Raw genomic sequence first — 21,163 nt, 5'->3', positions numbered from 1 at the left:
GTTCGAACGCGCCCCTAGCTTCGCACGCTGAGGGCGTCCACCAGAGTGTCCGTCAGCCGGCGCCCGATCAAGCCATCCGGATCCAGATCGGGGTCGTAGATCGTGAAGTTCACGCCTACGCACCGCTCCGAGGCGAACAGCGGCCGCAGCACCTCGACCAACTCCGGATAGTCCAGGCCACCCGGGTCCGGCGCGTCGGCCGCCGGCATCACCGACGGGTCCAGAACGTCGGCGTCCAGATGCACCCAGAACCCGTCCAACCCCTCGAACCGCTCCAGCACCTTCGCCGCGACCGCGGTCCCGCCCTCGGCCTGGATCGCCGGCGAGGTGTGGACGGGGATCTCGAGCCGGGCGAGCTCGTCCAGGTAGAAGTCGTTGTCCCGCACGCCGAGCACAACGATGTCGGAGTCGCGAACGTACGGCTCCAGCCCCTCCAGGTCGGTGATCTCGTCGTCGCCACGCCCGGTCACGATCGCGAGGCCCTCCCCCGCGGTCGCGCCGACGTACTCCTCGATCCCGACGTGCCGCAGGTCCGAGCTGCCGTCGAAGTAGGCGAGCCCGTACCGTCCGCGCCGCTTGAGCGCCAAAGCCGGCCCGAACAGGATGCTGCAGTCGCCGCCGAGCAGCACGACGAAGTCGCCGTCGTCGAACAAGGCCGTGAGCCGGTCCGCGAGCTTGGTCGTGTAGACGGGCAGCTCATGCTTGTGGAAGATGCCGTCACCGAGCTGCCAGCCGTACGTGTTGTACCGCGGCGGCACGACGACGCCGGCGTCGTGCGCGCCGAGGCGGTCGAGCAGCCGGTTGTCGCGGATCGCGCCGGCGAGCTTGTAGCAGCCCGGGATGACCCCTGGCTCGGGCATCCGCAGACCGAGGTTGGAGGGCGCGTCGAGGACGGAGATCTTCGGGGGGATCTTGGACACGCGGGTGAGCCTACGAGAGCATGCGGGGATGCCAGACCGTCGCCCGCCGAGCCGTACCAGACCGGCCACCAAGTCCAAGGTGGCGGGACCGGCGGCGTACGCGGGCACGCACGAGACGGCGACCGGCTTCATCGAGCTGACCTCCGACCGGGACGACCCGGACGGCTGGATGGTCGTCGTCAACGGCGCCCCGAGCTCGTACGTCCATCTCGGCGACCCGACTCGGCTGGAGTTCGAGTACGTGCGCTGGATCGGCGACCTGCTCGACGTGTGCGCGCCGGAGGGCGAACCGCTGCGGGTCGCGCACCTCGGCGGCGCCGGCTGCACGCTCGCGCGGTACGTGGCCGCGACCCGGCCGCGCTCGCCTCAGGTCGTCTTCGAGCTGGACCCGGTGATCGTGGACCTGATGCGCGAGGCGTTCGCCCCCGGGCGGAAGGGGTTCAAGCTCCGCGCCGGCGACGCGCGCGAGGGCGTCGCCCACCTCCAGCCGGACTCGTACGACGTGATGATCCGCGACGCGTTCGACGGCGACCAGGTGCCGCCGCACCTGACCACGCTCGAGTTCGCGCAGGACGTCGCCCGCGTCCTCGGGCGGGACGGCATCTATGTCGCGAACGTCGCCGACCGCAGTACTCAGCTGATCGCCCGCGCCGAGGCGGCGACGATGCGCGCCGCGTTCACCGACGTCGCCCTGGTCGCCGAGCCCGGTCAGCTGCGGGGCCGCCGGTACGGCAACGTGCTACTGCTCGCGTCGAACGGCACCCTCCCCCTCGACCCGCTGACCAGGCGCCTCGCCTCCGGCGCCGTCCGCGCGCGGCTGGTGCCGCCCGACCGTGTCGTCGAGCTCTCCGCCGGCCTGCCGCCGCTCACCGACGCCGGCTTCTGACCCGGCTCGGCGCAGCGGGACCCGCTGCCACCAGGTCAGGCAGCGCCACGCCCACTCCGCCGGGCCGTACCGGTGGTCGCGCAGCCAGAGCCGGCTGAGCACCGCCTGCACGAGACCGATCGAGACCCCGAGCGCGAGGATCGCTCCGTACGCGCCGGCCCGCTGGTCGAAGCGGATCAGCAGGTCGGCGAGCACGATCAGCACGGTGGCGAGCAGGTAGTTCGTCAACGCCATCCGGCCGAGCGGCTCGAACACCCAGCCGAGTGGACGGCCGAGCGGCGTCCTGAGCAGGAGGACATAGCCGACCGCGTACACGAACGCGAACGCCAGGCCGGCGATCTCGACGCGGTTGAGGTTGCGCGGCCCCCCGGCGTACTCCCACCAGCCCGCGCCGACCGCGACCACCACGCCGACGCCGAACGCGACCAGCAGCTGCCGGGTCCTCCGTTCGATCGAGTGGGCGAGGCCGTAGTGGAACGCCGCCATGCCGAGCAGGAACAGCCCGGGGATCAGGGTCGGCCCGAGGATGAAGAACCCGCGCGCGGCCAGGACGGTCGGCACGGCGACGAGCACGATCCCGAGGACGAGCATCCACCGGCGGCGCAGGTACGACGCCGGCAGCAGGACGAGCAGCCCGAACACCGCGTACCAGCGCAGCACCTCGCCGGGCTGGAGCAGGGCATGCGCAAGCCCGAGCAGCGCGAGCACGACGAGGCGCCGGACCAGCAGGAGCCGCGGCTTGTCGTGCCGCTCCTTCGCGCTGTCGAGGAACAGCGCGAAGCTCAGCCCGAACAGGAACGCGAAGATCGGCAGGAACCTGTTCGTGAACGCCATGCCGAACGCGGTGGCCGCCGGCAGCTCCGCGCTCGTGCCGGTGAGCTGCGGCATCCCGGTGATCTGCAGGATGTTCATGAACACGATCCCGCACATGGCGAAGCCGCGGAGGGCGTCCAGCTGGTGGACTCTCGGTCGGGTCTTCGTCTGTGTCATGGCCCTATCCGACCAGCCTGCGCGCGTGCCGGACAGCTGCAGAGGTCGTGCCCACCCCCGTCGAAAGTCGTGGTCCACCCGTTCTGACCAGGACGTTCTGCGGAGGTCTTGCCCGCTCGCAGTGGGTACGGTTTGGCCCATGAAGCGATCGACGGCCCTCGACCTGGTGCTGGTTGCCGTCGTGGCCGCGATCGGGGTCACGCGGGAGCTGGTGCTGCCCTCCCAACCCTCGCGACTCGTCCATGGCCCGCTGGCGTTCTACGTCGCCGTGCACCTGCTGTCGGCCGCCGCGTTGTCTTGGCGCCGCACCCGCCCGCTCGCCTCGGCCGCGGTGGTCGCGGCGTTGAGCGTGCTGACACCGTCGTACGCGTCGATGGCCTCGGCGTACGCGGTCTGCGCGCACTCTGAGCGCAAGGCGAAGTGGGTCGCGTTCGCCGTCCTGGCGCAGGCGTGGGCCGTCGGCGCGGGCGTGTGGGCGATCGCACTGCCCGAGGACCGGGTCCTGGGGGTCGCACTGATCGTCGGTAGCGGCCTGCTCGGTCTCTACTTCGGCGCGCGGCGGCGGCTGCTCGCGGTGCTCGTCAAGCAGGCGCGGGCGGAGGAACGGGTCCGGCTCGCCGGCGAGATGCATGACGTCGTCACTCATCGGATCAACCTGATGGTGTTGCAGGCCGGGGCACTGCGGGTGAGCTCGTCCGACCCGTCGGTGCGGACGGCGGCCGAGGAACTGCGGACCGCCGGGACGCACGCGCTGGAAGAGCTGCGCGACCTGGTGGGGGTGCTGCGGTCCGGGCCGTCCGCTCCGATCGAGGCCCAGCCGAGCGAGGAGTCGCTCTCCGACCTGGTCGCGGCATCCGTCGCTGCCGGCGTCAAGGTGTCATTGACAGAGCATGGTTCTGCTTCGCGGGTGGCGCCGACGGTGTGGCGGACACTGTTCCGCGTGGTTCAGGAGTCGTTGACGAACGCGGCCAAGCACGCTCCCGGTGGGTCCGTCTCGGTAGAGGTGCGGTACGCGCCGGACAACGTCGACCTGGTCGTCCGCAACTCACCCGCGACGCGGCCGCGCGACGCCGACGTGGTCGGTGCGGGGAGCGGGCTCGACGGACTGCGCGAGCGCGTCGAGCTGGTGGGCGGGACGTTCTCCGCCGAGCCGACTCCGGACGGTGGCTTCGAGGTGCGGGCGTCGTTGTCGCCGTACGTTCCGACCACTTCCACGGCGGGAGCTCGCCCATGATCCGGGTTCTGATCGTCGACGACGAACGCATCGTGTGCACGCACCTGCGGACGATCCTGACCGCCGCTGACGATCTGATCGTGGTCGACGAGGCGTACGACGGCGCCGCGGCGGTCGAGGCGACGGTGCGGCACAAGCCGGACGTGGTGTTGATGGACCTGCGGATGCCGGACGTCGACGGGATCGTCGCGACCCAGCGGATCGTCGCGTTGCGGCACGCACCGAAGGTGGTGGTGCTGACGACGTTCGACGCCGACGAGTACGTGCTGCGCGCCCTGCGCGCCGGTGCGGCTGGCTTCCTGCTGAAGTCGACGGCGCCGGACGAGCTGGTCAACCTCGTGCGCGTGGCGGCCGGTGGTCACGCGGTGCTGTCGCCAGCTGCGGCGCAGCGGCTCATCCGGGCTGGCGAGTCGGAGAACTCCCAAGCCCAGCAGGCGAAAAGGGTGATCGCTCAGCTGACGATCCGGGAGACCGACGTCCTCGAGGGCCTGGCGGCCGGCATGTCGAACGCGCAGATCGCGGAGCGCACCCGACTCTCCGAAGCCACCGTGAAGGGACACGTGTCGCGGATCCTGGTGAAGCTCGACTGCGACAACCGCACCCAGGCCGGCCTGCTCGCCCACACCGCCGGCCTCACACCCGGCTAGCCCGCGAGCGCGGCGACTCTGGCCAGGTACTTCCGTGGGACCTCGGCCCTGGTCCGGAGCTCGAGCGCGTCCGCGTGCGGAATGAGGCGCACCCACGCGACGAGCCGGTGTACCCAGACCAACACCTCGGCGGCGGCGAGCTCCTCCCGCAGCCGTTGTGGGTCGGCGTCGAGCTGGTCTTGCCAGACGGCGAGGTAGGCGTCGCACAGCGCCTCGGGTTCCGGGCGCGGCAGCGGCGCCCGGGTCCATTCCTCCACCGAGTCGAGGAAGCCGTGCAGCGAGACGAACGGGTGGCCCCACATCGCGTTGCCGAAGTCGAAGAACCGCAGCCTGAGCGTGCCGGTCGAGCGGTCGGCGAAGACGTTCGCGGCGTAGACGTCGTTGAGCTCGAGGTCGAGGGGAACGGTGTCGCTGAGGGATGCCGTACGCCGATCCAGCACGTCGGCGGCGAGCTCCGCCCGTTCCAGCACGTCGGGCTCGGGAAGGAGCGGATGCCCGTCCGGAAGCGCCGCCGACTCGCGGGCGATCGCGCGCACGCGCTCGCCCGCCGCGGTGGGTTCGAGCACGACCATCCCGTCGTGCTCAGTCCGGTCGAGGCGGCCGAGGAGAGCGCACTGCAAGCGGGCGAGCGCGCGGACCACGGCGCATCGGGTCGGCTGGTCGGCGACGTCGGGATGGGTGAGCGTCGCTCCGCAGTCGTCGGTGAGCAGCCAGCCGCGTTCACGATCCACCGCGACCGGCACGACCACAGCGTCCGGCGAGCCGCGCCATCGCCGTGACCAGCCCGGCTTCGAAGAGGTGCCCGGGGTTGTTCTCCTTGAACCACACCAGACCTTCGGCGGTCGGATAGCAGCGGACGACCGACCAGAAGCGCGCGCGGTACGTGACCGGCTCGCCACAGACGCGCCGCTCTCGCTCGGCGAGCCGAGCACCCACCCAGGCGTCCACGGCGCTGTTCCACGACGGCGACCGCCACCGTCGGACCCACTGCCCCTCGGCATCCGGACCCAAAGGTCTCGCCTCCGGCGGCTGCTGCGGCATGGACCGGAACGCTAGCGCCGGGGTCCGACAACCCTCAGCTGCTCCGCGGCGCGTACATGATTACCGCGACGCCGACCAGGCAGATCGCGGCGCCGATCAGGTCGTAACGATCGGGGCGGAACTTGTCGACGACGACGCCCCAGGCGAGGGAGCCCGCGACGAAGATGCCGCAGTACGCGGCGAGGATGCGGCCGAAGTTCGGGTCGGACTGGAACGTGGCGACGAAGCCGTACGCGCCGAGGGCGATGACGCCGGCAGCGATCCACCACAGGCCGCGGTGTTCGCGCCAGCCCTGCCAGATCAGCCACGCGCCACCGATCTCGGCGAGCGCGGCGAGGACGAACAGCACGATCGACTTCGCGATGGTCATGAACGGAGTCTGGCCGAGGCCCGTACGGCGAGCGCGTCCAGCACAGCGGAATGAGCTGCCGGGACGCTCGCCTCCAACCGCACCTGGCCGTCGCCGGCCGGGGTGAACTTGAACGTGAAGAACGAGCAGCAGCTCGTCTCCCGGTCGGTCAGCTCCCTCGCGACGTCCTCGGCCGCGGCGTCCAGCAGCAGCCGCAAGCGGGTCGGCCCGACCCGTTCGACACCACGCACCGCGGTCGCGAACAGCTGGTCGAACTCCGCGACTCGCAACGGCTGCTCCACCGTCGGCAACGTGCACGAGGAAGGCACCCAGTCTGTACTCATGCCTCGACGGTAAGTCCGTACCCGGGTACCGAATGCAAGCCCCAGCTCACGCACCGAGAAGCAGGCCCACGAGCTCGCGTCGGCTGCGGACTCCGACCTTGTCGAACACCGCCTTGAGATGGTCCTGCACCGTGTACTCCGACAGGTGGAGCGCCGCGGAGATCTCCTTCGTCGACTCGCCGCGGATGACAGCGGTGGCGACGTCGCGTTCGCGTCGACTGAGCCCGTACGCCGACAGCAACAGCGCAGCGGTGGCGTGGGGCGTCGCGCGCTCGACCACGACGGCGATGCGGTCGGCCGTGAGGCGGGAGGCATACACGTGCAGCCAGCCGCCATCCGCGGCCCGAACGCGGGCCGTGGGCAGCTGTCCGCCGCGCAACGCGGCCGCGGCAGCGTACACCGCGACCGGTAGCCCCGCCGCGCACGGCAACAGAGACAGCAGGTCGGACGCTTCGGGGGTGGTCGCGACGACCTCCAGCCGATCGTCGAGCAGCAGGACGCCGGGAGGTGGCGCCGTCGTCGACACCGAGCCCAGCAACGCGCCCTGGCGAAGGCCGTGCGCGACGTGCGGCCCGATCCGCGCGATGAGGGCGGCCTCGGTACGGGAGAAGCCGGCCGAGGCGTCCTCGCGGTGTAGGCACAGATAGCCCCAGCAGTCGGCGCCTGCGACGAACGCCGCCCGCAGCTCGTCACCCAACCCGAGCGGTCGCATGATCTCGCTGTAGCGCTTGCTGGCGAACCGATCGCGCCGGGTCGAGGCATCGAGCGAGGCGACGTGGGAACGAGCCGTCGCGAGGGCCGCGAACCGGTTGTGGTCGGTGCCGCCGTACTCGTTCGCGAGGAATCGGTCGGTCGCGCTGCCCAAGGGTTCGTCGGCGTACGCGCTGGTGAACAGCAACGTCTCGGGATCGGCCGTGGCGAAGAACGCGGCGTCGATCGACATCGCCCGGCGCAGCGTCCGCAGCAGGCGTTCGCGCAACGCTTCCGGGTCGAGACCGCTGTGACAGAGGCGGACCACCTCCCGTTCCGCCCGCGCCAGCACCGCCGAGGTCACGCGTTCGAGTATGCCCCCGAAAGTTCCCACCTTTCTGGGATACGGGCGAACGCTCGACTCGCCGACGCTACGCACATGTCGAACACCGAACAGAACAAGCAGCTCGTGGACAGGTTCATCCAGGAGCTCTTCAGCCAAGGCGATCTCGGCGCGATCGACCGCTACCTCGCACCGACGTTCGTCGACCACGACCCGCCGATCCCCGACGCGCCGAACGGGCAGGAGGGGCTGCGCCGCGCGGCCGCGATGTTCCGCGAGGCGTTGCCGGACTGGACGTCGACGGTCGTGCGGTTCGTCGCCGAGGGCGACCTCGTCGTCGAGCAGTTCACCGCCACGGGCACGCACAAGGGCACGCTGATGGGCGTACCGGGGACGGGCGAGAAACTGACGTTGCGCGGCATGAACGTCTTCCGCATCGAGGGTGACCGGATCGTCGAACGGTGGGGCCAGCTGGACGACCTCGGCCTGCTGCGCCAGCTCGGGCTCGCTTAGCCGCCGACCCACTCGAGCGGCTTGCGGACCGCCTTCTTCAGCACGCGGAGCTCGTCGCGGATGTACGTCGCCAGGCGATCGGCGTCGGGGACGAGCTCGCGGCAGGCGGTGATGCCGAAGTACAGGCGGTCGCGAAGCCGGATCACGGCGATCGTGAGGCCGTGTCCGTCCGCGATCGCCGACACCGGGTAGGACCCGGTGAGCTCGGCGCCGGCGAGGTAGAGCGGCACGTTCGGGCCGGCGGTGGTGGAGAGCACGAGGTTGAACGCGTTGATCCGGTCCGTCGTCCGCAGCCGCGCGGGAATCGGCCGAACGGCGGCGCCACCGCGGAGGGCGTGCAGCCGTTCCTTCGGGTCGGCGTGCTGGGTCGGCAGCCGCGCGAACAGCCCGTCGGCAGGGACCGCCGCGACGAGCGGCGCGGCGGGCAGCGACTCGTGCTCGATCAGCCAGCGCCGCAGCCCGCCGGCGGCGAGCGCGCGGACGACGGCGTCGCCGGAGAGCTGCGCGGCACGTTCGATGCGTTCGACGTCCGTCCGCGGCACCGAGCAGAACGCCCACCGCCGGCGTTGGGTGATCGCCGCGTTGAACGGAGTCCGCGGCGCACGCCGACCGACCTCCTCGACCGCCGGCTCCTCCACCGACCGCGTCACCGTACGGGCGACGGCCGACACGATGCTCGGCGCGAGCCGCAGGACGTTCGCGGTCTGCTGGGCGACCCGCAACGACTGGCTGGCGACCGAGATCGCGCTCTTGAACAGCTGCCCCAGTCCGCTCGACCGCGGCTGCGACCGCCGGCGCGGCAACTCGCGCCGTTCCGGCGTCAGGTCGAGCACGGCGGTGAGCAGGTCGCGGTCGCTGCCCTCGAGCACCGTGTGGTCGACCTTGCTGTAGATCGCGAGCCGGTCGCCGGACAGGCCGCTGACCAGGTACACCTCCCAGAGCGGGCGGCTCCGGTCGAGCGGCCGGGCATGCAGCCGCGACACCTGCTCGGCGAGCTGCTTGTCGTCGCCCGGTCGCGGCAGCGTGAGCTCACGTACGTGGAACTCGATGTCGAACTCGTCGTCGTCGACGAAGTACGCCGGCTCGAGCGACAACGGCAGTTCGACGAGGCGCTTCTTGAAGTTCGGGAGGAGGAACAGACGGGGCTCGATGGCCTGCGTGAAGCGATCGAGGGTGAGGGGTTCCTTCGCCGTACTGGGATCGAGGAGGCACACCGTGCCGACATGCCCGCTCCGTGTTCGGGCACCGTTCGACAGGAACGATGCGTCCAGTCCGGTCAGCTGCTGCAAATCCCCTCCTCGCGCCGACCCCGCGCGGGTCCCACCGTAGGCGCAATTGGCTCCGAGCGTTAGAGGGCGGCAGGGTGGGGTTCATGATCGTGGCATTCAGCATCAGTCCGGCCGGCGGCGACTCGACCGGCGGCGTCAGCGAAGCAGTGGCGGAGGCCGTACGGATCGTGCGCGAGTCCGGCCTCCCGAACGAGACGAACGCGATGTTCACCAACATCGAGGGCGAGTGGGACGAAGTGATGGCGGTCGTGAAGGCCGCCGTCGACGCCGTGGCCGCGCACTCGCCGCGGGTGGGGTTGGTCTTGAAGGCCGACATCCGCCCCGGCCACACCGGCGAGCTCACCGCGAAGGTCGAACGCGTCGAGCGCATCCTCGGCGGCTGAGGTCAGCGCTGGTACGTCAGGCGGCGGAGCAGGACTTCGAACGGGCCGCGGCGGTCGCGGCGGCGCATGAGGTCGGCGATCACCACGGTGGCCAGCCACGTCGCGAGGGCGATGCCTGCCACCGCGGTCACCGACAACGTCCCGCTCAGGTCGAGCGCGTACCCGGCGAACACCACTGTCCACACCACCGACTGGCTCAGGTAGCACGTCATCGACCGCTGGCCCACGGCCGCGATCGCCTGCGTCACCACACCGCGCCGCGCGCTGAGGCGTACGGCCAGCAGGGCGATCGCGGCCGCGTAGCCGAAGCCGCCGAAGTAGCCGGTGCTGTCGTGCAGCGTGCCGAACAGGTTCAGCGTCGCGTCGGCCGGCTGCGCGATGACCCCCGATACCATCAGCCCCGTCGGCAGCCCGCCCAGCAGCCCGACGGCGATCCCGACCACCGCCATCCAGCGCAGCAAAGTCAGATGCCGCGCGGGTTCGTCGAGCACCCGATGCCGCGCCGCGAGGATGCCGACCAGGAATGGGAACGCGAGCGCGACCGGCTCCCACGGCACGACGAGCGGCAGCGCCAGTGCGCGGTCGACGAGCTGCGACACGATCGTCTCGGGCACCATCGTCGTGTCGACCTTGTCGGCCGACGAGATCGCCAGCGAGCCGCTGTCCCCGTACGGCACCGCCAACACCACGAAGAACAGCGCCGCGAGGCCCGCCACCCACCGGTCCTTCCAGCGCAGCACCGGCACCAGCAGGAACGCGAGGATCCCGTAGGCCGCGATGATGTCGCCGACGTACAGCAACAGCCCGTGCAGCAGGCCGATCGCGATCATCCACAGGCTGCGGCGCCGGAGCAGCTTCCGCGTCGGCTTCCACTCCCGCCCCGCGGCCTGCTGGCGCGCGTAGATGTGTGCGACTCCGTACCCGAACAAAGTCGCGAACATCGGGTACGAACGACCGTCCACCGCCGACGAAAGGACCCCCGCCACCACCCCGTCGACCCCCGTCAACCCGCGCGGGAACCCTCCTAAAGTCGGCCCGCCCTGCAGGAAGTAGTGGGAGTTCGCGAGCGCGATGCACAGCAGCATGAACCCGCGAGCGAGGTCGGGCGCGAGCACCCGTTCGCCCAACCTGGTCGGTCCGGGCGCGGGAGCGGTCACGGCAGTCATACCGTCGAGTCAAGCCCGAACGAAGGTCACGGGCGATTCATCGAAGGTCTCGGTCAGTCACGACTTTGGTCGCAGCTGCCGGATCAGCCCTTCCTGCACGACGGAAGCGACGAGGCGGCCGTCGAGGTCGAACAGGTTGCCGGTCGCGAGCCCGCGCGCGTCCGAAGCCGACGGCGAGACCTGGTCGTACAGCAGCCACCGGTCGGCGCGGAAGGGCCGATGGAACCACATGGCGTGGTCGAGCGACGCGGTCTGCACGTCACCCGCACCGATATGCGTACGGTGCGGCACCAAAGTCGCGCCGAGCAACGTGAGGTCGCTGGCGTACGCGAGTACGCAGCTGTGCTGCGCGGTCTCGTCGGACAGCTCCCCCGCCGCCCGGATCCACACCCGCGCCCGCGCCGGGTGGGCCGGATCGCGCAGCGACTCGTCGCCGCGCAGCGAGTCGCCGACGTACCGAACGTCGAGCGCCGCCCACTCCGCCGCCCACGCGTCGCTCGAACGCCCGGTGGCGCGTTCCATCACCTCGGCGAGCGTCGGGCAGTCCTCCGGCTTCGGCACGTCCTCCGGCGCCGCGTCCTGGTGGTCGAACCCCGGCTCGGGCGTGTGGAACGACGCCGACATGAAGAAGATCGTCTGCCCGTGCTGCCGCGCCACGACGCGCCGCGTACTGAACGACCCGCCGTCCCGCAGCCGCTCGACGTCGTAGACGATCGGCACCCGCGTGTCGCCGGGGCGCAGGAAGTACGCGTGCAGCGAGTGCACGATCCGCTCGGGGTCGATCGTCCGGCTGGCCGCCATCAACGCCTGGCCGGCGACCTGCCCTCCGAACACCCGCTGCAGCGCGGTCTCCGGCTGCCGCCCGCGGAACAGGTTGTCCTCGATCGTCTCGAGGTCCAGCAGGTCGACGAGCTCATCCAATGAACGTGGCACGCGCACATCGTGCCATTGCCTCGCACCGCCAGCGTGAACGTGGGTGAATGGCGGCGATGACGAGGTCCACTGTGTCGGGCTCGCCGGCGGAGCGACGGTCTACGTACGGATCCGCGAACCGGGCGAGTCCGGGCTGCGCGCGGAAGCTCGCGCGACGGACCTGGCCCGTGGCGGAGTAGGCACCCCGCGACCTCGCCACCTCTTGATCCGTCAGGCGAACAGGATGCAGGACACCGCGGTGAAGTCGAGCGACCCCACCTGGGCGCCGAGCAGACCGGTCGAGACGTCCCGTGGGAACCACACGACCTGGTCGGACTCGGACTGCTGGTTCCCGACGTACAGCCACCGCCCGGACGGGTCCAGCGCGATGCTGCGCGGCCACACCCCACCGCACGACGGCGTCGCCACCAGCTCCAGCTGCCCGGTCGCGAGCACCGCGAACACCGCGATGCTGTTGTCGCCGCGGTTGGACAGGTACACGAAGCGCCCATCCGGCGAGACGACCACCGCCGCCGGATAGTTGCGGGTCGGCGGCTCGTCGAGCAACGTGCTGATCGTCTGGATCGGCGTCAGCACGCCGCCCGACGCGTCCCACCGGCAGGTCGTGATCGTCGAGTCCTGCTCGTTCGCCACGTACGCGAACGACCCGGTCGGCGCGAACGCCAGATGCCGCGGCCCCGCACCAGCGGCCAGCTGGGTCCGACGCTGCGAGCCGAGGCGGCCCGTGTGCAGGTCGACCTGGTATGCGAACACCGAGTCGAGCCCGAGGTCACACGCCAGAACCCAACCACCGCTGGGATCTGAGACCACCTGATGCACGATCGGCTTACCCAGCTCGGGATCCGTCGGATGCTGTACGGAGTCGACCACCGGCCCGACCCGACGATCCGCGCCGATCGAGTGCACGACGACCTGCCCGGTCGTGTACAAGGCCGACAGCAGGAACCGCCCGCTTGGATGGACGTGGACGTGCACCGGACCCTGCCCGGCCGGCTCCTGGTTCAGCTGCGAAGGCCGGCCGGACCCGTCGACAGTGAGCGCGGTGACGAGCCCGTCTGGGACCAGCTCGTTGTTCGCGTACAAGGCTCGTCGACCCGGCGCGAGAGCGAGGAACGAAGGGTCCACGCCACCGTCTGCCGTGCCTGTCAACTTCAGCTTGCCGGTGGTGCCGTCGACGGTCCCGTACCCGATGCCCGGACCACCGCCCGAGGTGTAGCTGGACAGATAGACCCGCCTGGGCGAACCGGCAGCCTCGGTGGGGAACAGCATCGCTCCCGCCGCGGAACCGGCGATGCCGAGGAATTCGCGACGTCTCATCACTAAACCAACTCTATCGACTGCGTGTGGCGGAAGACGTTGCGCGGGTCGTACTTCTTCTTCACCTGCTGCAACCGCGCGTAGTTGCCCTTCCAGTACAGCGTCGACCAGCGCACGCCGGACGTGTTCCACTGGCTGCTGTTCAGGTCGACGTCCGGGTAGTTGACGTACGCACCGTCCGTCACAGCGTTCGGTACGGGCACGCCGCCGGTGTCGCGGAAGACGTCCTGGTAGAACTCGCGAATGAACTGCAGGTGCGTCGCGTCGGCCTGGTCCGGCGCCCAATAGACCTGGAACTGCGACTTGAGGATCGAGTCGCGCTGCGGACGCGCGGTCGCGTCGGCCGCGACCGCATTGATCTGCCCGCCGTACGAGTCCACCTGGACCAGCATGTCGCCGTTGACGTAGTCCGTTCGGGTCAACTGCCGGTACAGACCGGCGATCTGTGAGTCGCTGTACCCCCTCCGATGGTAGGAGGACTTGTTCTTGAAGCGCAGATTGGGATTCGCGCCGGACAGCCAGTCCGTCGCGAGGAACCAGGGCATCGGCGTCGGAATCGCGAACTGGGGCAGCGCGCGATGCTCCCCCATCGGCCCAGCCTGCGGCACCATTTGTGCTGGCAAGCCGGCGTTGACAGCGGTCAGGTAGTCGTCGAGCAGCTGTGCCGCGTCCGAACGCGTCGCGTCCATCTGCGTGGTGAGCGCGATGCGCGAGTTCGCGTCGTTTCGCTTGAACAGCTTGAGCAAACCGAACAGACCCTTGTACGGCGAGCTCGCCCCGCTGTTCGCCTCGTGCCACGTACCCCAGTTCTTCAGCAGGCGCGTGAAGCCTGCCTCGCCGAGGTCGTCCCACAGCCACGACGTCGCGTGCACGATCACGTTCGGCGGCGCCTTCGGCAGCACCTTCTCCGGCGGCGAGCCCTTCGGCACCTTCGGGTCGCGGAACCAGAACCTGGTCACGACACCGAGGCTGCCGCCACCGCCACCGGTGTGCGCCCACCACAGCTCGCGATGGGTGTCGAACGTCTCGCGCGTCGCCACGATGCGCTGCGCCGTACCGTTCGCGTCGACCGTGACGACCTCGACCGCGTGGAGGTAGTCGACGGTGAGGCCGAGCAACCTGGACAGCAGCCCGTACCCGCCGCCGGTGAAGTGCCCGCCGCCGGCGACCGCGTAGCAGGATCCGCCAGGCAGCGTGACGCCCCAGGTCTTGTAGAGCGTCTCGTAGACCGTACGGAGCTCCGCGCCGGCCTCGACCGCGATCGCGTTGTGGTCGGGGTCGTAGTAGGTCGCGTTCATCACCGACAGGTCGATGACGACCTGGATGGCGCTGTTGTAGACGAAGTCCTCATAGCAGTGGCCGCCGCTGCGGACCTGGATCCGCTTGCCTGCTTGGACAGCTTGCTGAACGGCGTTGACGACCTGCTCGGTCGTCGCGACCAGCCGCACCTGCTCCGGACGGCCGACGAACCGCTGGTTGGTGCCGCGAACGACGTCGGGATACCGCGCGTCCGTCGGAACGATCGTCACCGGGCCGAGCGTGGTCGAGCACGGCGCGACGCTCTCGGCGCCGGTGGTGGTAGCGGTGGCCGGACTCGCCGCCAGGGCGGTCCCTCCCACCGCGGCGGCGGCCGCTGCCGCCCCCGTCAACAGCCCTCGTCGAGACAGCTCAGTCATGTGACCCTCCCCGTGATGCTGCACATTGATGAGTGAGCGGCACACGTTAGCTGCACATTTGGTCAATCCGGCTTTGGCTGTCTCGGCTGTCAAGAAGCCCGCTCTCGCCCTGATTCCGGCCCGTATGAGGCGTACTCCGCGAACCGCCGTCACTGGCGGCGTTTGCCCGCCTTCGCCAGGTCAGGCCCTGAACGCAACGCCGTTCAGGATGCTCGGCGGACGAACGTGCGGTGAATCATGCCGCGTCGAATCCGTTCGACGCGGGAATCCCTGTCCCTGTTGAGTATCAAGACCCGTCCGCATCCGGCCACGCTCCGATCGCGATAGAGCGATTTCTTGAAGTCAAGCAGTGAATGCGAGACTCCGTTGTCGTGAACGTGGTCCGTGCGTCGAAGTTCCTCGCGAAGTACCTGCGGCACGATCCGGCGGCCATCGGCCTCACGCTCGACAGCGGCGGCTGGGTCGGCGTACGCGAGCTGCTCGCGGCGTGCAAGCGCGCCGGTATGCCGATGACGCGCGCCGAGCTCGAGCAGGTGGTCGCGACGAACGACAAGCAGCGCTTCGTCCTCGACGGCGACCGGATCCGCGCGAGCCAGGGCCATTCCGTCTCGGTCGATCTCGGGCTACCCGCCGTCGAACCGCCCGCACTGCTCTACCACGGGACGGTCGCGCGGTTCCTGCCGCAGATCCGGCGGGAGGGGCTGCGACCGATGCGGCGGCACGACGTTCACCTCTCCCCCGACGAGGAGACGGCCCGCCGCGTCGGCGCGCGCCGCGGCAAGCCGGTCGTTCTCGTCGTTCGCGCCGGCGACATGCACGGAACCGGGCACGAGTTTCGCCTTAGTACGAACGGCGTCTGGCTCACGCAGTCCGTTCCCGCCGAGTTTCTAGGAGTTCCCGACTGACCGCGGCCCACGTCGGTACGTGGGTGACCCAGCCGGGGATGGGCCTGCGTTGTGGGCCGAACAAGTAGAGGTTCGGCACCAGGCCGCGCAGGTGGGAGAGGACGTCGACGCGGTCGTCGATGAAGTACGTGATGCCGAGTTCCCTGCAGTGCAAGGCTTTCTCGGGCCGTTGCCGGCAGAATCGTACGTTGCCGCGCGGAACTCCCGTGGTCTCGTAGAGGTGGTGATGGTCCAGCCAGTCCAGCGTGCGGCGCTGGATGCGATCGCCGCACTTCGAGACGATCCACACCTTGCCGTCGAACCGCTCGACGAGGTCGGTGAGGACCTCCATCGCACCCGGCACCTCCGGCGTACGCATCGCTTCGGCATGCCCGCCGGACAGGAACACGGTGTCGTCGCCGCCGGGATGCGACGCACCATCGTTGATGACTCGGCCGAAGTCGACCCCCAGTCTTTGCTCGTTCATGTCCACCAGGATCAGTGCGTTGCCTCTCGTACGGAACTATTCGATATCTCGGACCTATAGTCTGGGGTTATGTTCCCGGTCGAGTCGCTGTCCGCGTTCCGGGTGTTCGCGGATCACCTCAACTTCACGCGCGCGGCGGAGGAGCTGCACATTTCCCAACCGGCGTTGCATGTCAAGGTGCGCAAGCTGGCGGAGGCGGTTGGTCGGCCGCTGTATCTGCGTACCGGCAACCACCTCGTCCTCACAGCGGACGGCGAACGGTTGGCGCGATTCGCCCGCGACCGCGAACGTCAGTTGACCGAGTTCCTCGGCGAGCTCACCGGCACCCATGCAGCCGAGCCACTCGTGCTCGCTGCCGGGCAGGGCGCCTACCTCTACCTGCTCGGCGACGTGATCGCCGCCGAACGGCAGGACCTGCGACTCGTCACCGCCTCCCGGCCGGAGACGCTCGCCCGGGTACGCGACGGGCGTGCGCACGTCGGCGTCGCGGTGCTGGACGCGGTCCCCACCGATCTCGAGTGCGTGCTGCTCGCCGCGTACCCGCAGACGCTGGTCGTACGCGCGGACCATCGGCTCGCGCGCCGGCGGCGACTGCGGGTGCGCGATCTCGACGGGCTGGAGCTGATCGTTCCGCCGGCGCCTCGCCCGTTGCGCGTACTGCTCGAACGATGGCTGCACGGCGTCGACTGGCGGGTCGCGGTGGAGGCGGAGGGGTGGCCGTTGCTGCTGCACTTCGTCGGGCTCGGCGTCGGCGCCGCGGTCGTGAACGGCTGCGTCCGTACCAAGCACGTCCAGCTCCCGATCGTCGACCTGCCGGACGTTCCGTACTACGCGATCCACCGCCGCCCCGACGACCCGCGGGTGGCGCGGCTCGTCGGGGCGATGGTCGCGGCGGTTCCTCAGACCACGTGACAGAACGACGCATAGTGGTCGCGGGTGTAGTAGAGGTCTTCCGGCTCGGTCGGCTCGAACCCGCCGCCAACGAGCCGGCGAGCCCCGCGCGTGTCGGATCCGGGCGTGGGAACGGTGTACTCGCGGTAGTAGCCCGTCGACTCGATCGGCAACAGGCGTTCGCGATTCTGGAAGACCGTCCCGTCCTGGCGGTACGGGAACGGGCCGCCGTCGTAGATCAGGTCGACGGTCTCGGCGGCTTCGGGCGGCAACGACTCGAGCGCGCAGTCCGGCAGTGCTGCCGGCGCGATCGTTGCCGCGTTGGCGGGGGCTCCGCCCAGGAAGACGGAGAGCAGGATGGCCAGCGCGATGCCCAGGAGTACTCGCGGCCGACCAACTTGGCGACGATGGTGCTCGTTTGGGTCGTGGTCCATGTTTGCCACGGTAGAGCGCTCGGCGTCCTTTTCGCGACCTTCTGTCCGGCGGGTTCTCCTGTCAGGCGGGTGGAGTTCGCGCCAGCTCCACGAGTCGTTCAACCGCGCCGACGATCAGCTCGGGCTGGTCGTGCTGGACCAGATGTCCGCTCGTCGGCGCGAGGAGCTGCTCGGTGTGCGAGGTGAGCTGCTCGAAGGCCGCGCGTTGCCGCTTGGTGTGGAAGTCCGCGAACTCCGTTGCTGACATGGCGAAAGTCGACTTTGTCAGCTTCTCCCCGTACCCGGTTGCTGTGATGTACACGAGGGGAACGTCGGGGAGCACCGCTCCCTGAACGTGGTCACGGAACGTCGCGTACGCCCGCAACTCGGCGCGGTTCGCGAGCCAGTAGGGCGGGCTGGCCTGGTCTTCGACAATGGCCTCGAGCTGGGCCGGCGCGAAGTTCGGGTAGTCGGCTGTCACTCGGCGCCGAACCGATGGCAGCCGGCCGAGACCGAGCCCGGCGACCACGGCGTTGACGGCCATCAGCTGGGGACCGAGCGCGTCCCGCTTGACGATGCGCTCGGGTAGGCCGTCCAACTCGTTCTCGGTCGCGCTGTCGACGAACACCATCCCTTGGACCTGTTCGGGCCAGGCGGCGGCAATCGTTCGGATGAGGAACCCGCCGAACGAATGGCCGACCAAGACCATCGGCCCGTCCGGAAGGACCGTCGCCACGTCGGCGAGGTACGACTTTATGGTGAGGTCCCCGCGACGTTGGGGGGTGCGGCCGAGACCGCGGCGGTCGTAGCACACCGCCTGGGTGAACGCCGCGATCCGATCGGGGACGGCACCCCAGTAGGACGAGTGGTGTCCGACGCCGCACTCCAGGAGGACGCTGGGGCTGCCTCGTCCGATGGCGCGGGCGTACAAATCCGACATCACGTCACTCTAGCGGCGTCACCGGCGGCGGCACGGATCTCGTCGGCGGCACGCTCGCCGGAGCGGATCGCACCCTCGACGAACCCGGCCCACTCGGTCGCGGTCTCGGTGCCGGCCCAGTGGATCCTTCCGATGGGTCGTCTCAGCTGGTCGCCGACGCTGGTGAGGACGCCGGGCGGGAAGTACGCCGCATACCCGCCGCGGCAGAACTCGTCGTCCGCCCAGAACTTCTCGCGCCAGTCGATCGGCTTGGCTGCTCGGTTGCCGAAGGCGCGGACGTGGCTGGCGAGGATCGCCGCGCGGCGCTCGTTGCTTGGCAAGTCGGCGAGTCGTTGTGCTGCGCGGCCGGGGATCAGGGAGCACAGCACTCCTGGGCCGCCAGGTCTGGTGACGTCGGCGGTGACCGGCGCTGCGCCTGCCGTGTTGATGGCCTGGCCGGAGAGGCCGTCGTCGCGCCAGAACGGTCGGTCGTACACGGCGAACGTCTTCAGCACCGAGCCCATCGGCATCCGCTGGGTGAGCTGATCGCGGGCTGCTGACAGGGGCGGGTCGTAGTCGATCCTTGCCGCGAGGGGTGGCGGGACGGCGACGATGGCGCGGTGGGCTTCGATCGTTCCGAACTGTCCGCTGACCTGGAGGTGGTCTCGTGCGTGGCGGATGGTCGCGACACGTGCTTGCAGCTGGACGGGATCGTTGAGCTCGGCGGCGATCGCTTCTGCCGGGCCGGTGGCGCCGTCGACGAACAGCCTGGCGACGGCCTCCGCTGTCAGGCCCGCCTTCACGCCGCCGGCCGTCCTTGTCGCGACGAGGAGAGCGAGCAGGGAGACGCTGCCGGCCTCGACCGAGAGCTCGTCGCCGAGGAGGAGCTCGAGGATCCTGCGCGCTTGCTTGAGGGGGACGTTGCGGCGGAGCCAGGTGTCGACGGTCGTGGCGTCCAGGCGGTCCGCGTCCTTGGCTGCCCACGGACGTTCGACGTCGATCGATGCGGCTTGCCGGTCGAGGCGCCACAGGGCGAACCCGAGGGCGGCGGCGACGTGTGGTGCAACGGGAAGGGAGTCGCCGGTGAACGCGCGGCGGGCTCGGTGGGTGAGGAACAGGTTCGCGCCCGTCGATGGGGCGTCGAACGTGGCGGCACCGTACTCCTCCGCCAGCGAGGCGAACCTCGTGTGCGCCGCTGCCATCCACTGCCCGCCGAGGTCGACGACTCCGCCGGAGGCGAGCCGTTCGGTCTGCGTTCGTCCACCCACGCGGTCGCCGGCCTCGAGCACCACCACGTCCAGCCCGGCCCGGCTCAGCCTCCGCGCCGCCGCCAGCCCCGCGTACCCGGCACCCACCACCACGACGTCGACTCGCCGCATGACTCCCCCTTGGTGCAACACATGTTTTACAACACGCGTTTTAAAACGGGTGTTTTAAAACAAACGTTGCACGATCGTCCGTAGTTTGCAACAGTGAGCACGTGCCACGCGAAGTCGATCACGCCACCCGTCGGGACATGATCCATGCCGCCGTGCTGAGCATGGCCGCGGAGAACGGGTTCAAGGAGGTGACGGTCCGGGCGGTGGCTGCGCGGATCGGCACGTCGACGTCGACCGTGACGTACTACACGAATGGGCGGGACGAGCTGATCGGCCAAGCGGTACGCGGCGAGATCGAGCGCCAGCGGGCGCACCTGATCACGCTGCTGGCCAACAAGGACCGCCGAGCCGCCCTGCGCGCCGTGGTGGAGTGGGCGGTGATCGGGACGACCACGGAGGAGTACCGGGTCTGGCTCGCGATCATCCTGGGGGCGCGGACCGAGCCCACGGTGAACTACTGGCTGCAGGCGTTCAACACCTGGTGGGACGACCAGCTCGTCCGCCTCGTCCGAGCCATGAGGCCTCGCCCGAACGCCCGACCCAGCACCGTGATCGACACCGTGAACGTCCTGATCAACGGCCTCGTCCTCGCCGACCTCGACAACCCGACCAGCTGGACGAAGGCGCGCCGCCTCAAGGTCGTGGACACGATCCTCATTCCACTTGGCCTCTAGGCGGTTGCCAGGTCTCGGGCGGCACGCATCAACTCGGTGCAGATTTCGGGGCGGACGTCGTCTCCCCAGACCGAGATCACCACGGCCCAGTACGGGTCGTCGGGCTCGGACCGCGTCACCAAACCCGCCGCGCACGACACGTTGTCGCGGAACTCGCCGTGCTCGATCACCGGCGCGTCCGCCCGCAGCGAGGACAGCTCGGACTCGATCGCGACCAGGTCTGTCAGCGTGTTCGCCGTGAACGGGCGCAACCCCTGGTCGGCCAGGTACGCGCGGCGCGCGGGGCGTGGCATCGAGGCCAGCAGCGCCTTGCCCACTGCCGTCGCGTGAGCGGAGATCTCCAAGCCCACTTCGAAGTCCTCCAGGTACGGCGACCCGCCACCCTCCACAACCTCCGCGATCACCACCCGTCCGTCCCGGAACCGCCCGAGGTACGCGCTCAACCCCGTCACCGCCTGCAAGTGCCGCAGCACCTCCGAGGACCGACGCGGCCGTGCCAGCGAGCCCACCAGCTCATGGAACCGCCGCGGCAGCTCCTGCCCGAGCTCGTAACACCCGTTCGGCAGCCGCACCACATAGCCCTCGTACGCCAACGTCCGAATCAGGTGATAGGTCGTCGAGATGTTCAGCTGCACCCGCCGCGCGACCGCCTTCACCGGCAGACCCGGCTCGCGCCCCACCACCTCGAGGATGCGCAGCGCCCGGGACACGCTCCGCACGAAGTCCTCGGGGATCTCGTCGCTCATCGCACCAGCCTCCCCTCTCACGCGGCCGATTCGATGGTAATCACCAAGT

The 21,163-nt window shown here is 69.8% G+C and carries 24 protein-coding genes and 1 pseudogene; 8 read left to right on the top strand and 17 right to left on the bottom strand.

Annotation, left to right across the window (positions count from 1 at the left end; translation table 11 throughout):
* Positions 1-14: 14 nt before the first annotated feature.
* Positions 15-920: an arginase family protein gene (locus JOD67_RS18930; protein ID WP_307782451.1), complete on the bottom strand. Its 906-nt coding sequence runs from the start codon at positions 918-920 to the stop codon at positions 15-17.
* A gap of 28 nt (positions 921-948) precedes the next feature.
* Between JOD67_RS18930 and JOD67_RS18925 the strand changes: the two genes are divergently transcribed.
* Positions 949-1,806 carry a spermidine synthase gene (locus tag JOD67_RS18925; protein ID WP_205118933.1) on the top strand — a complete coding sequence of 286 codons (858 nt, stop codon included), beginning with the start codon at positions 949-951 and terminating at the stop codon, positions 1,804-1,806.
* A gap of 36 nt (positions 1,807-1,842) precedes the next feature.
* Here JOD67_RS18925 and JOD67_RS40240 read toward each other — a convergent pair.
* Positions 1,843-2,292: pseudogene (locus tag JOD67_RS40240) on the bottom strand (DUF418 domain-containing protein); the annotation flags it as partial.
* A 643-nt stretch (positions 2,293-2,935) separates the two neighbouring features.
* Between JOD67_RS40240 and JOD67_RS18920 the strand changes: the two are divergent.
* Both JOD67_RS18920 and JOD67_RS18915 read left to right on the top strand, forming a co-directional pair.
* The gene (locus JOD67_RS18920; protein ID WP_205118932.1) at positions 2,936-4,030 is read left to right on the top strand and encodes a sensor histidine kinase; all 1,095 of its coding nucleotides are present in this window, start codon (positions 2,936-2,938) and stop codon (positions 4,028-4,030) included.
* Entirely contained in the window at positions 4,027-4,677 is a 651-nt protein-coding gene (locus JOD67_RS18915; protein ID WP_205118931.1) for a response regulator, read from the top strand. The genes JOD67_RS18920 and JOD67_RS18915 overlap by 4 nt, the downstream gene beginning before the upstream one ends.
* Here the strand turns inward: JOD67_RS18915 and JOD67_RS18910 are convergent.
* From JOD67_RS18910 to JOD67_RS18890, 5 genes are read right to left on the bottom strand one after another with little or no spacing between them, the layout of a single operon-like run.
* On the bottom strand, positions 4,674-5,420 hold the full coding sequence (locus JOD67_RS18910) for a hypothetical protein (protein WP_205118930.1): 747 nt from the start codon (positions 5,418-5,420) through the stop codon (positions 4,674-4,676). The genes JOD67_RS18915 and JOD67_RS18910 overlap by 4 nt on opposite strands.
* Positions 5,398-5,718, bottom strand: coding sequence for a hypothetical protein (locus tag JOD67_RS18905; protein WP_205118929.1), 321 nt, complete (start codon positions 5,716-5,718; stop codon positions 5,398-5,400). Before JOD67_RS18905 ends, JOD67_RS18910 begins: the two co-directional genes overlap by 23 nt.
* A 34-nt stretch (positions 5,719-5,752) precedes the next feature.
* Complete coding sequence (locus JOD67_RS18900) at positions 5,753-6,088, bottom strand: YnfA family protein (RefSeq protein ID WP_205118928.1); 336 nt, start codon at positions 6,086-6,088, stop codon at positions 5,753-5,755.
* Positions 6,085-6,411 carry a hypothetical protein gene (locus JOD67_RS18895; protein ID WP_205118927.1) on the bottom strand — a complete coding sequence of 109 codons (327 nt, stop codon included), beginning with the start codon at positions 6,409-6,411 and terminating at the stop codon, positions 6,085-6,087. The genes JOD67_RS18900 and JOD67_RS18895 overlap by 4 nt, the downstream gene beginning before the upstream one ends.
* A gap of 46 nt (positions 6,412-6,457) precedes the next feature.
* Positions 6,458-7,465 (bottom strand): helix-turn-helix transcriptional regulator, encoded by a 1,008-nt coding sequence (locus JOD67_RS18890; RefSeq protein ID WP_205118926.1) that lies wholly within the window; start codon positions 7,463-7,465, stop codon positions 6,458-6,460.
* A gap of 75 nt (positions 7,466-7,540) precedes the next feature.
* Here JOD67_RS18890 and JOD67_RS18885 point away from each other — a divergent pair, with 75 nt between their 5' ends.
* The gene (locus JOD67_RS18885; RefSeq protein ID WP_205118925.1) at positions 7,541-7,957 is read left to right on the top strand and encodes an ester cyclase; all 417 of its coding nucleotides are present in this window, start codon (positions 7,541-7,543) and stop codon (positions 7,955-7,957) included.
* Here the strand turns inward: JOD67_RS18885 and JOD67_RS18880 are convergent.
* Positions 7,954-9,246, bottom strand: coding sequence for a wax ester/triacylglycerol synthase domain-containing protein (locus JOD67_RS18880; RefSeq protein ID WP_205118924.1), 1,293 nt, complete (start codon positions 9,244-9,246; stop codon positions 7,954-7,956). The two genes, JOD67_RS18885 and JOD67_RS18880, sit on opposite strands and share 4 nt — an antisense overlap.
* An 83-nt stretch (positions 9,247-9,329) precedes the next feature.
* Between JOD67_RS18880 and JOD67_RS18875 the strand changes: the two genes are divergently transcribed.
* The gene (locus tag JOD67_RS18875) at positions 9,330-9,629 is read left to right on the top strand and encodes an MTH1187 family thiamine-binding protein (RefSeq protein ID WP_205118923.1); all 300 of its coding nucleotides are present in this window, start codon (positions 9,330-9,332) and stop codon (positions 9,627-9,629) included.
* 2 nt (positions 9,630-9,631) lie between these two features.
* Here JOD67_RS18875 and JOD67_RS18870 read toward each other — a convergent pair whose 3' ends face one another.
* From JOD67_RS18870 to JOD67_RS18855, 4 genes are all read right to left on the bottom strand, one after another.
* Complete coding sequence (locus JOD67_RS18870; protein ID WP_205118922.1) at positions 9,632-10,795, bottom strand: DUF418 domain-containing protein; 1,164 nt, start codon at positions 10,793-10,795, stop codon at positions 9,632-9,634.
* Positions 10,796-10,852: 57 nt separating this feature from the next.
* Positions 10,853-11,728, bottom strand: coding sequence for an acyl-CoA thioesterase (locus JOD67_RS18865; RefSeq protein WP_205118921.1), 876 nt, complete (start codon positions 11,726-11,728; stop codon positions 10,853-10,855).
* Between the two features lie 210 nt (positions 11,729-11,938).
* Positions 11,939-13,045, bottom strand: a complete 1,107-nt coding sequence (locus JOD67_RS18860; protein WP_205118920.1) for a lactonase family protein — start codon at positions 13,043-13,045, stop codon at positions 11,939-11,941.
* A 2-nt stretch (positions 13,046-13,047) separates the two neighbouring features.
* On the bottom strand, positions 13,048-14,721 hold the full coding sequence (locus JOD67_RS18855) for an FAD-binding oxidoreductase (protein ID WP_205118919.1): 1,674 nt from the start codon (positions 14,719-14,721) through the stop codon (positions 13,048-13,050).
* Between the two features lie 371 nt (positions 14,722-15,092).
* On the opposite strand from JOD67_RS18855, the gene JOD67_RS18850 reads away from it, so the two are divergent.
* Positions 15,093-15,626 carry an RNA 2'-phosphotransferase gene (locus JOD67_RS18850; protein ID WP_307782450.1) on the top strand — a complete coding sequence of 178 codons (534 nt, stop codon included), beginning with the start codon at positions 15,093-15,095 and terminating at the stop codon, positions 15,624-15,626.
* Here JOD67_RS18850 and JOD67_RS18845 read toward each other — a convergent pair.
* The gene (locus tag JOD67_RS18845; protein ID WP_205118917.1) at positions 15,583-16,092 is read right to left on the bottom strand and encodes a hypothetical protein; all 510 of its coding nucleotides are present in this window, start codon (positions 16,090-16,092) and stop codon (positions 15,583-15,585) included. The genes JOD67_RS18850 and JOD67_RS18845 overlap by 44 nt on opposite strands.
* Before the next feature lie 69 nt (positions 16,093-16,161).
* On the opposite strand from JOD67_RS18845, the gene JOD67_RS18840 reads away from it, so the two are divergent.
* Positions 16,162-17,004 (top strand): LysR family transcriptional regulator, encoded by an 843-nt coding sequence (locus JOD67_RS18840; protein ID WP_205118916.1) that lies wholly within the window; start codon positions 16,162-16,164, stop codon positions 17,002-17,004.
* On the opposite strand, the gene JOD67_RS18835 is transcribed toward JOD67_RS18840, so the two are convergent.
* The 3 genes from JOD67_RS18835 to JOD67_RS18825 form a co-directional block, all read right to left on the bottom strand.
* Entirely contained in the window at positions 16,992-17,417 is a 426-nt protein-coding gene (locus JOD67_RS18835; RefSeq protein WP_205118915.1) for a guanyl-specific ribonuclease, read from the bottom strand. The genes JOD67_RS18840 and JOD67_RS18835 overlap by 13 nt on opposite strands.
* Positions 17,418-17,478: 61 nt before the next feature.
* Positions 17,479-18,336: an alpha/beta fold hydrolase gene (locus JOD67_RS18830; protein WP_205118914.1), complete on the bottom strand. Its 858-nt coding sequence runs from the start codon at positions 18,334-18,336 to the stop codon at positions 17,479-17,481.
* Positions 18,336-19,694 carry a flavin monoamine oxidase family protein gene (locus JOD67_RS18825; RefSeq protein ID WP_205118913.1) on the bottom strand — a complete coding sequence of 453 codons (1,359 nt, stop codon included), beginning with the start codon at positions 19,692-19,694 and terminating at the stop codon, positions 18,336-18,338. The genes JOD67_RS18830 and JOD67_RS18825 overlap by 1 nt, the downstream gene beginning before the upstream one ends.
* A gap of 101 nt (positions 19,695-19,795) precedes the next feature.
* On the opposite strand from JOD67_RS18825, the gene JOD67_RS18820 reads away from it, so the two are divergent.
* Complete coding sequence (locus tag JOD67_RS18820; protein ID WP_205118912.1) at positions 19,796-20,368, top strand: TetR family transcriptional regulator C-terminal domain-containing protein; 573 nt, start codon at positions 19,796-19,798, stop codon at positions 20,366-20,368.
* Here the strand turns inward: JOD67_RS18820 and JOD67_RS18815 are convergent.
* On the bottom strand, positions 20,365-21,114 hold the full coding sequence (locus JOD67_RS18815; RefSeq protein WP_205118911.1) for an IclR family transcriptional regulator: 750 nt from the start codon (positions 21,112-21,114) through the stop codon (positions 20,365-20,367). The genes JOD67_RS18820 and JOD67_RS18815 overlap by 4 nt on opposite strands.
* Positions 21,115-21,163: the final 49 nt, after the last annotated feature.

Source organism: Tenggerimyces flavus (genome assembly GCF_016907715.1).
GTDB lineage: Bacteria > Actinomycetota > Actinomycetes > Propionibacteriales > Actinopolymorphaceae > Tenggerimyces > Tenggerimyces flavus.
This window is presented reverse-complemented; position numbering and strand designations above follow the sequence as displayed.

What these genes read in the sequence shown, in the direction of transcription:
- JOD67_RS18870 (WP_205118922.1), bottom strand. Translation starts at nt 10,795, where the DNA reads ATGACTGCCGTGACCGCTCCCGCGCCCGGACCGACCAGGTTGGGCGAA.
- JOD67_RS18840 (WP_205118916.1), top strand. Translation starts at nt 16,162, where the DNA reads ATGTTCCCGGTCGAGTCGCTGTCCGCGTTCCGGGTGTTCGCGGATCAC.
- JOD67_RS18920 (WP_205118932.1), top strand. Translation starts at nt 2,936, where the DNA reads ATGAAGCGATCGACGGCCCTCGACCTGGTGCTGGTTGCCGTCGTGGCC.
- JOD67_RS18925 (WP_205118933.1), top strand. Translation starts at nt 949, where the DNA reads ATGCCAGACCGTCGCCCGCCGAGCCGTACCAGACCGGCCACCAAGTCC.
- JOD67_RS18825 (WP_205118913.1), bottom strand. Translation starts at nt 19,694, where the DNA reads ATGCGGCGAGTCGACGTCGTGGTGGTGGGTGCCGGGTACGCGGGGCTG.
- JOD67_RS18915 (WP_205118931.1), top strand. Translation starts at nt 4,027, where the DNA reads ATGATCCGGGTTCTGATCGTCGACGACGAACGCATCGTGTGCACGCAC.
- JOD67_RS18830 (WP_205118914.1), bottom strand. Translation starts at nt 18,336, where the DNA reads ATGTCGGATTTGTACGCCCGCGCCATCGGACGAGGCAGCCCCAGCGTC.
- JOD67_RS18875 (WP_205118923.1), top strand. Translation starts at nt 9,330, where the DNA reads ATGATCGTGGCATTCAGCATCAGTCCGGCCGGCGGCGACTCGACCGGC.
- JOD67_RS18845 (WP_205118917.1), bottom strand. Translation starts at nt 16,092, where the DNA reads ATGAACGAGCAAAGACTGGGGGTCGACTTCGGCCGAGTCATCAACGAT.
- JOD67_RS18835 (WP_205118915.1), bottom strand. Translation starts at nt 17,417, where the DNA reads ATGGACCACGACCCAAACGAGCACCATCGTCGCCAAGTTGGTCGGCCG.
- JOD67_RS18860 (WP_205118920.1), bottom strand. Translation starts at nt 13,045, where the DNA reads ATGAGACGTCGCGAATTCCTCGGCATCGCCGGTTCCGCGGCGGGAGCG.
- JOD67_RS18900 (WP_205118928.1), bottom strand. Translation starts at nt 6,088, where the DNA reads ATGACCATCGCGAAGTCGATCGTGCTGTTCGTCCTCGCCGCGCTCGCC.
- JOD67_RS18885 (WP_205118925.1), top strand. Translation starts at nt 7,541, where the DNA reads ATGTCGAACACCGAACAGAACAAGCAGCTCGTGGACAGGTTCATCCAG.
- JOD67_RS18815 (WP_205118911.1), bottom strand. Translation starts at nt 21,114, where the DNA reads ATGAGCGACGAGATCCCCGAGGACTTCGTGCGGAGCGTGTCCCGGGCG.
- JOD67_RS18855 (WP_205118919.1), bottom strand. Translation starts at nt 14,721, where the DNA reads ATGACTGAGCTGTCTCGACGAGGGCTGTTGACGGGGGCGGCAGCGGCC.
- JOD67_RS18895 (WP_205118927.1), bottom strand. Translation starts at nt 6,411, where the DNA reads ATGAGTACAGACTGGGTGCCTTCCTCGTGCACGTTGCCGACGGTGGAG.
- JOD67_RS18905 (WP_205118929.1), bottom strand. Translation starts at nt 5,718, where the DNA reads ATGCCGCAGCAGCCGCCGGAGGCGAGACCTTTGGGTCCGGATGCCGAG.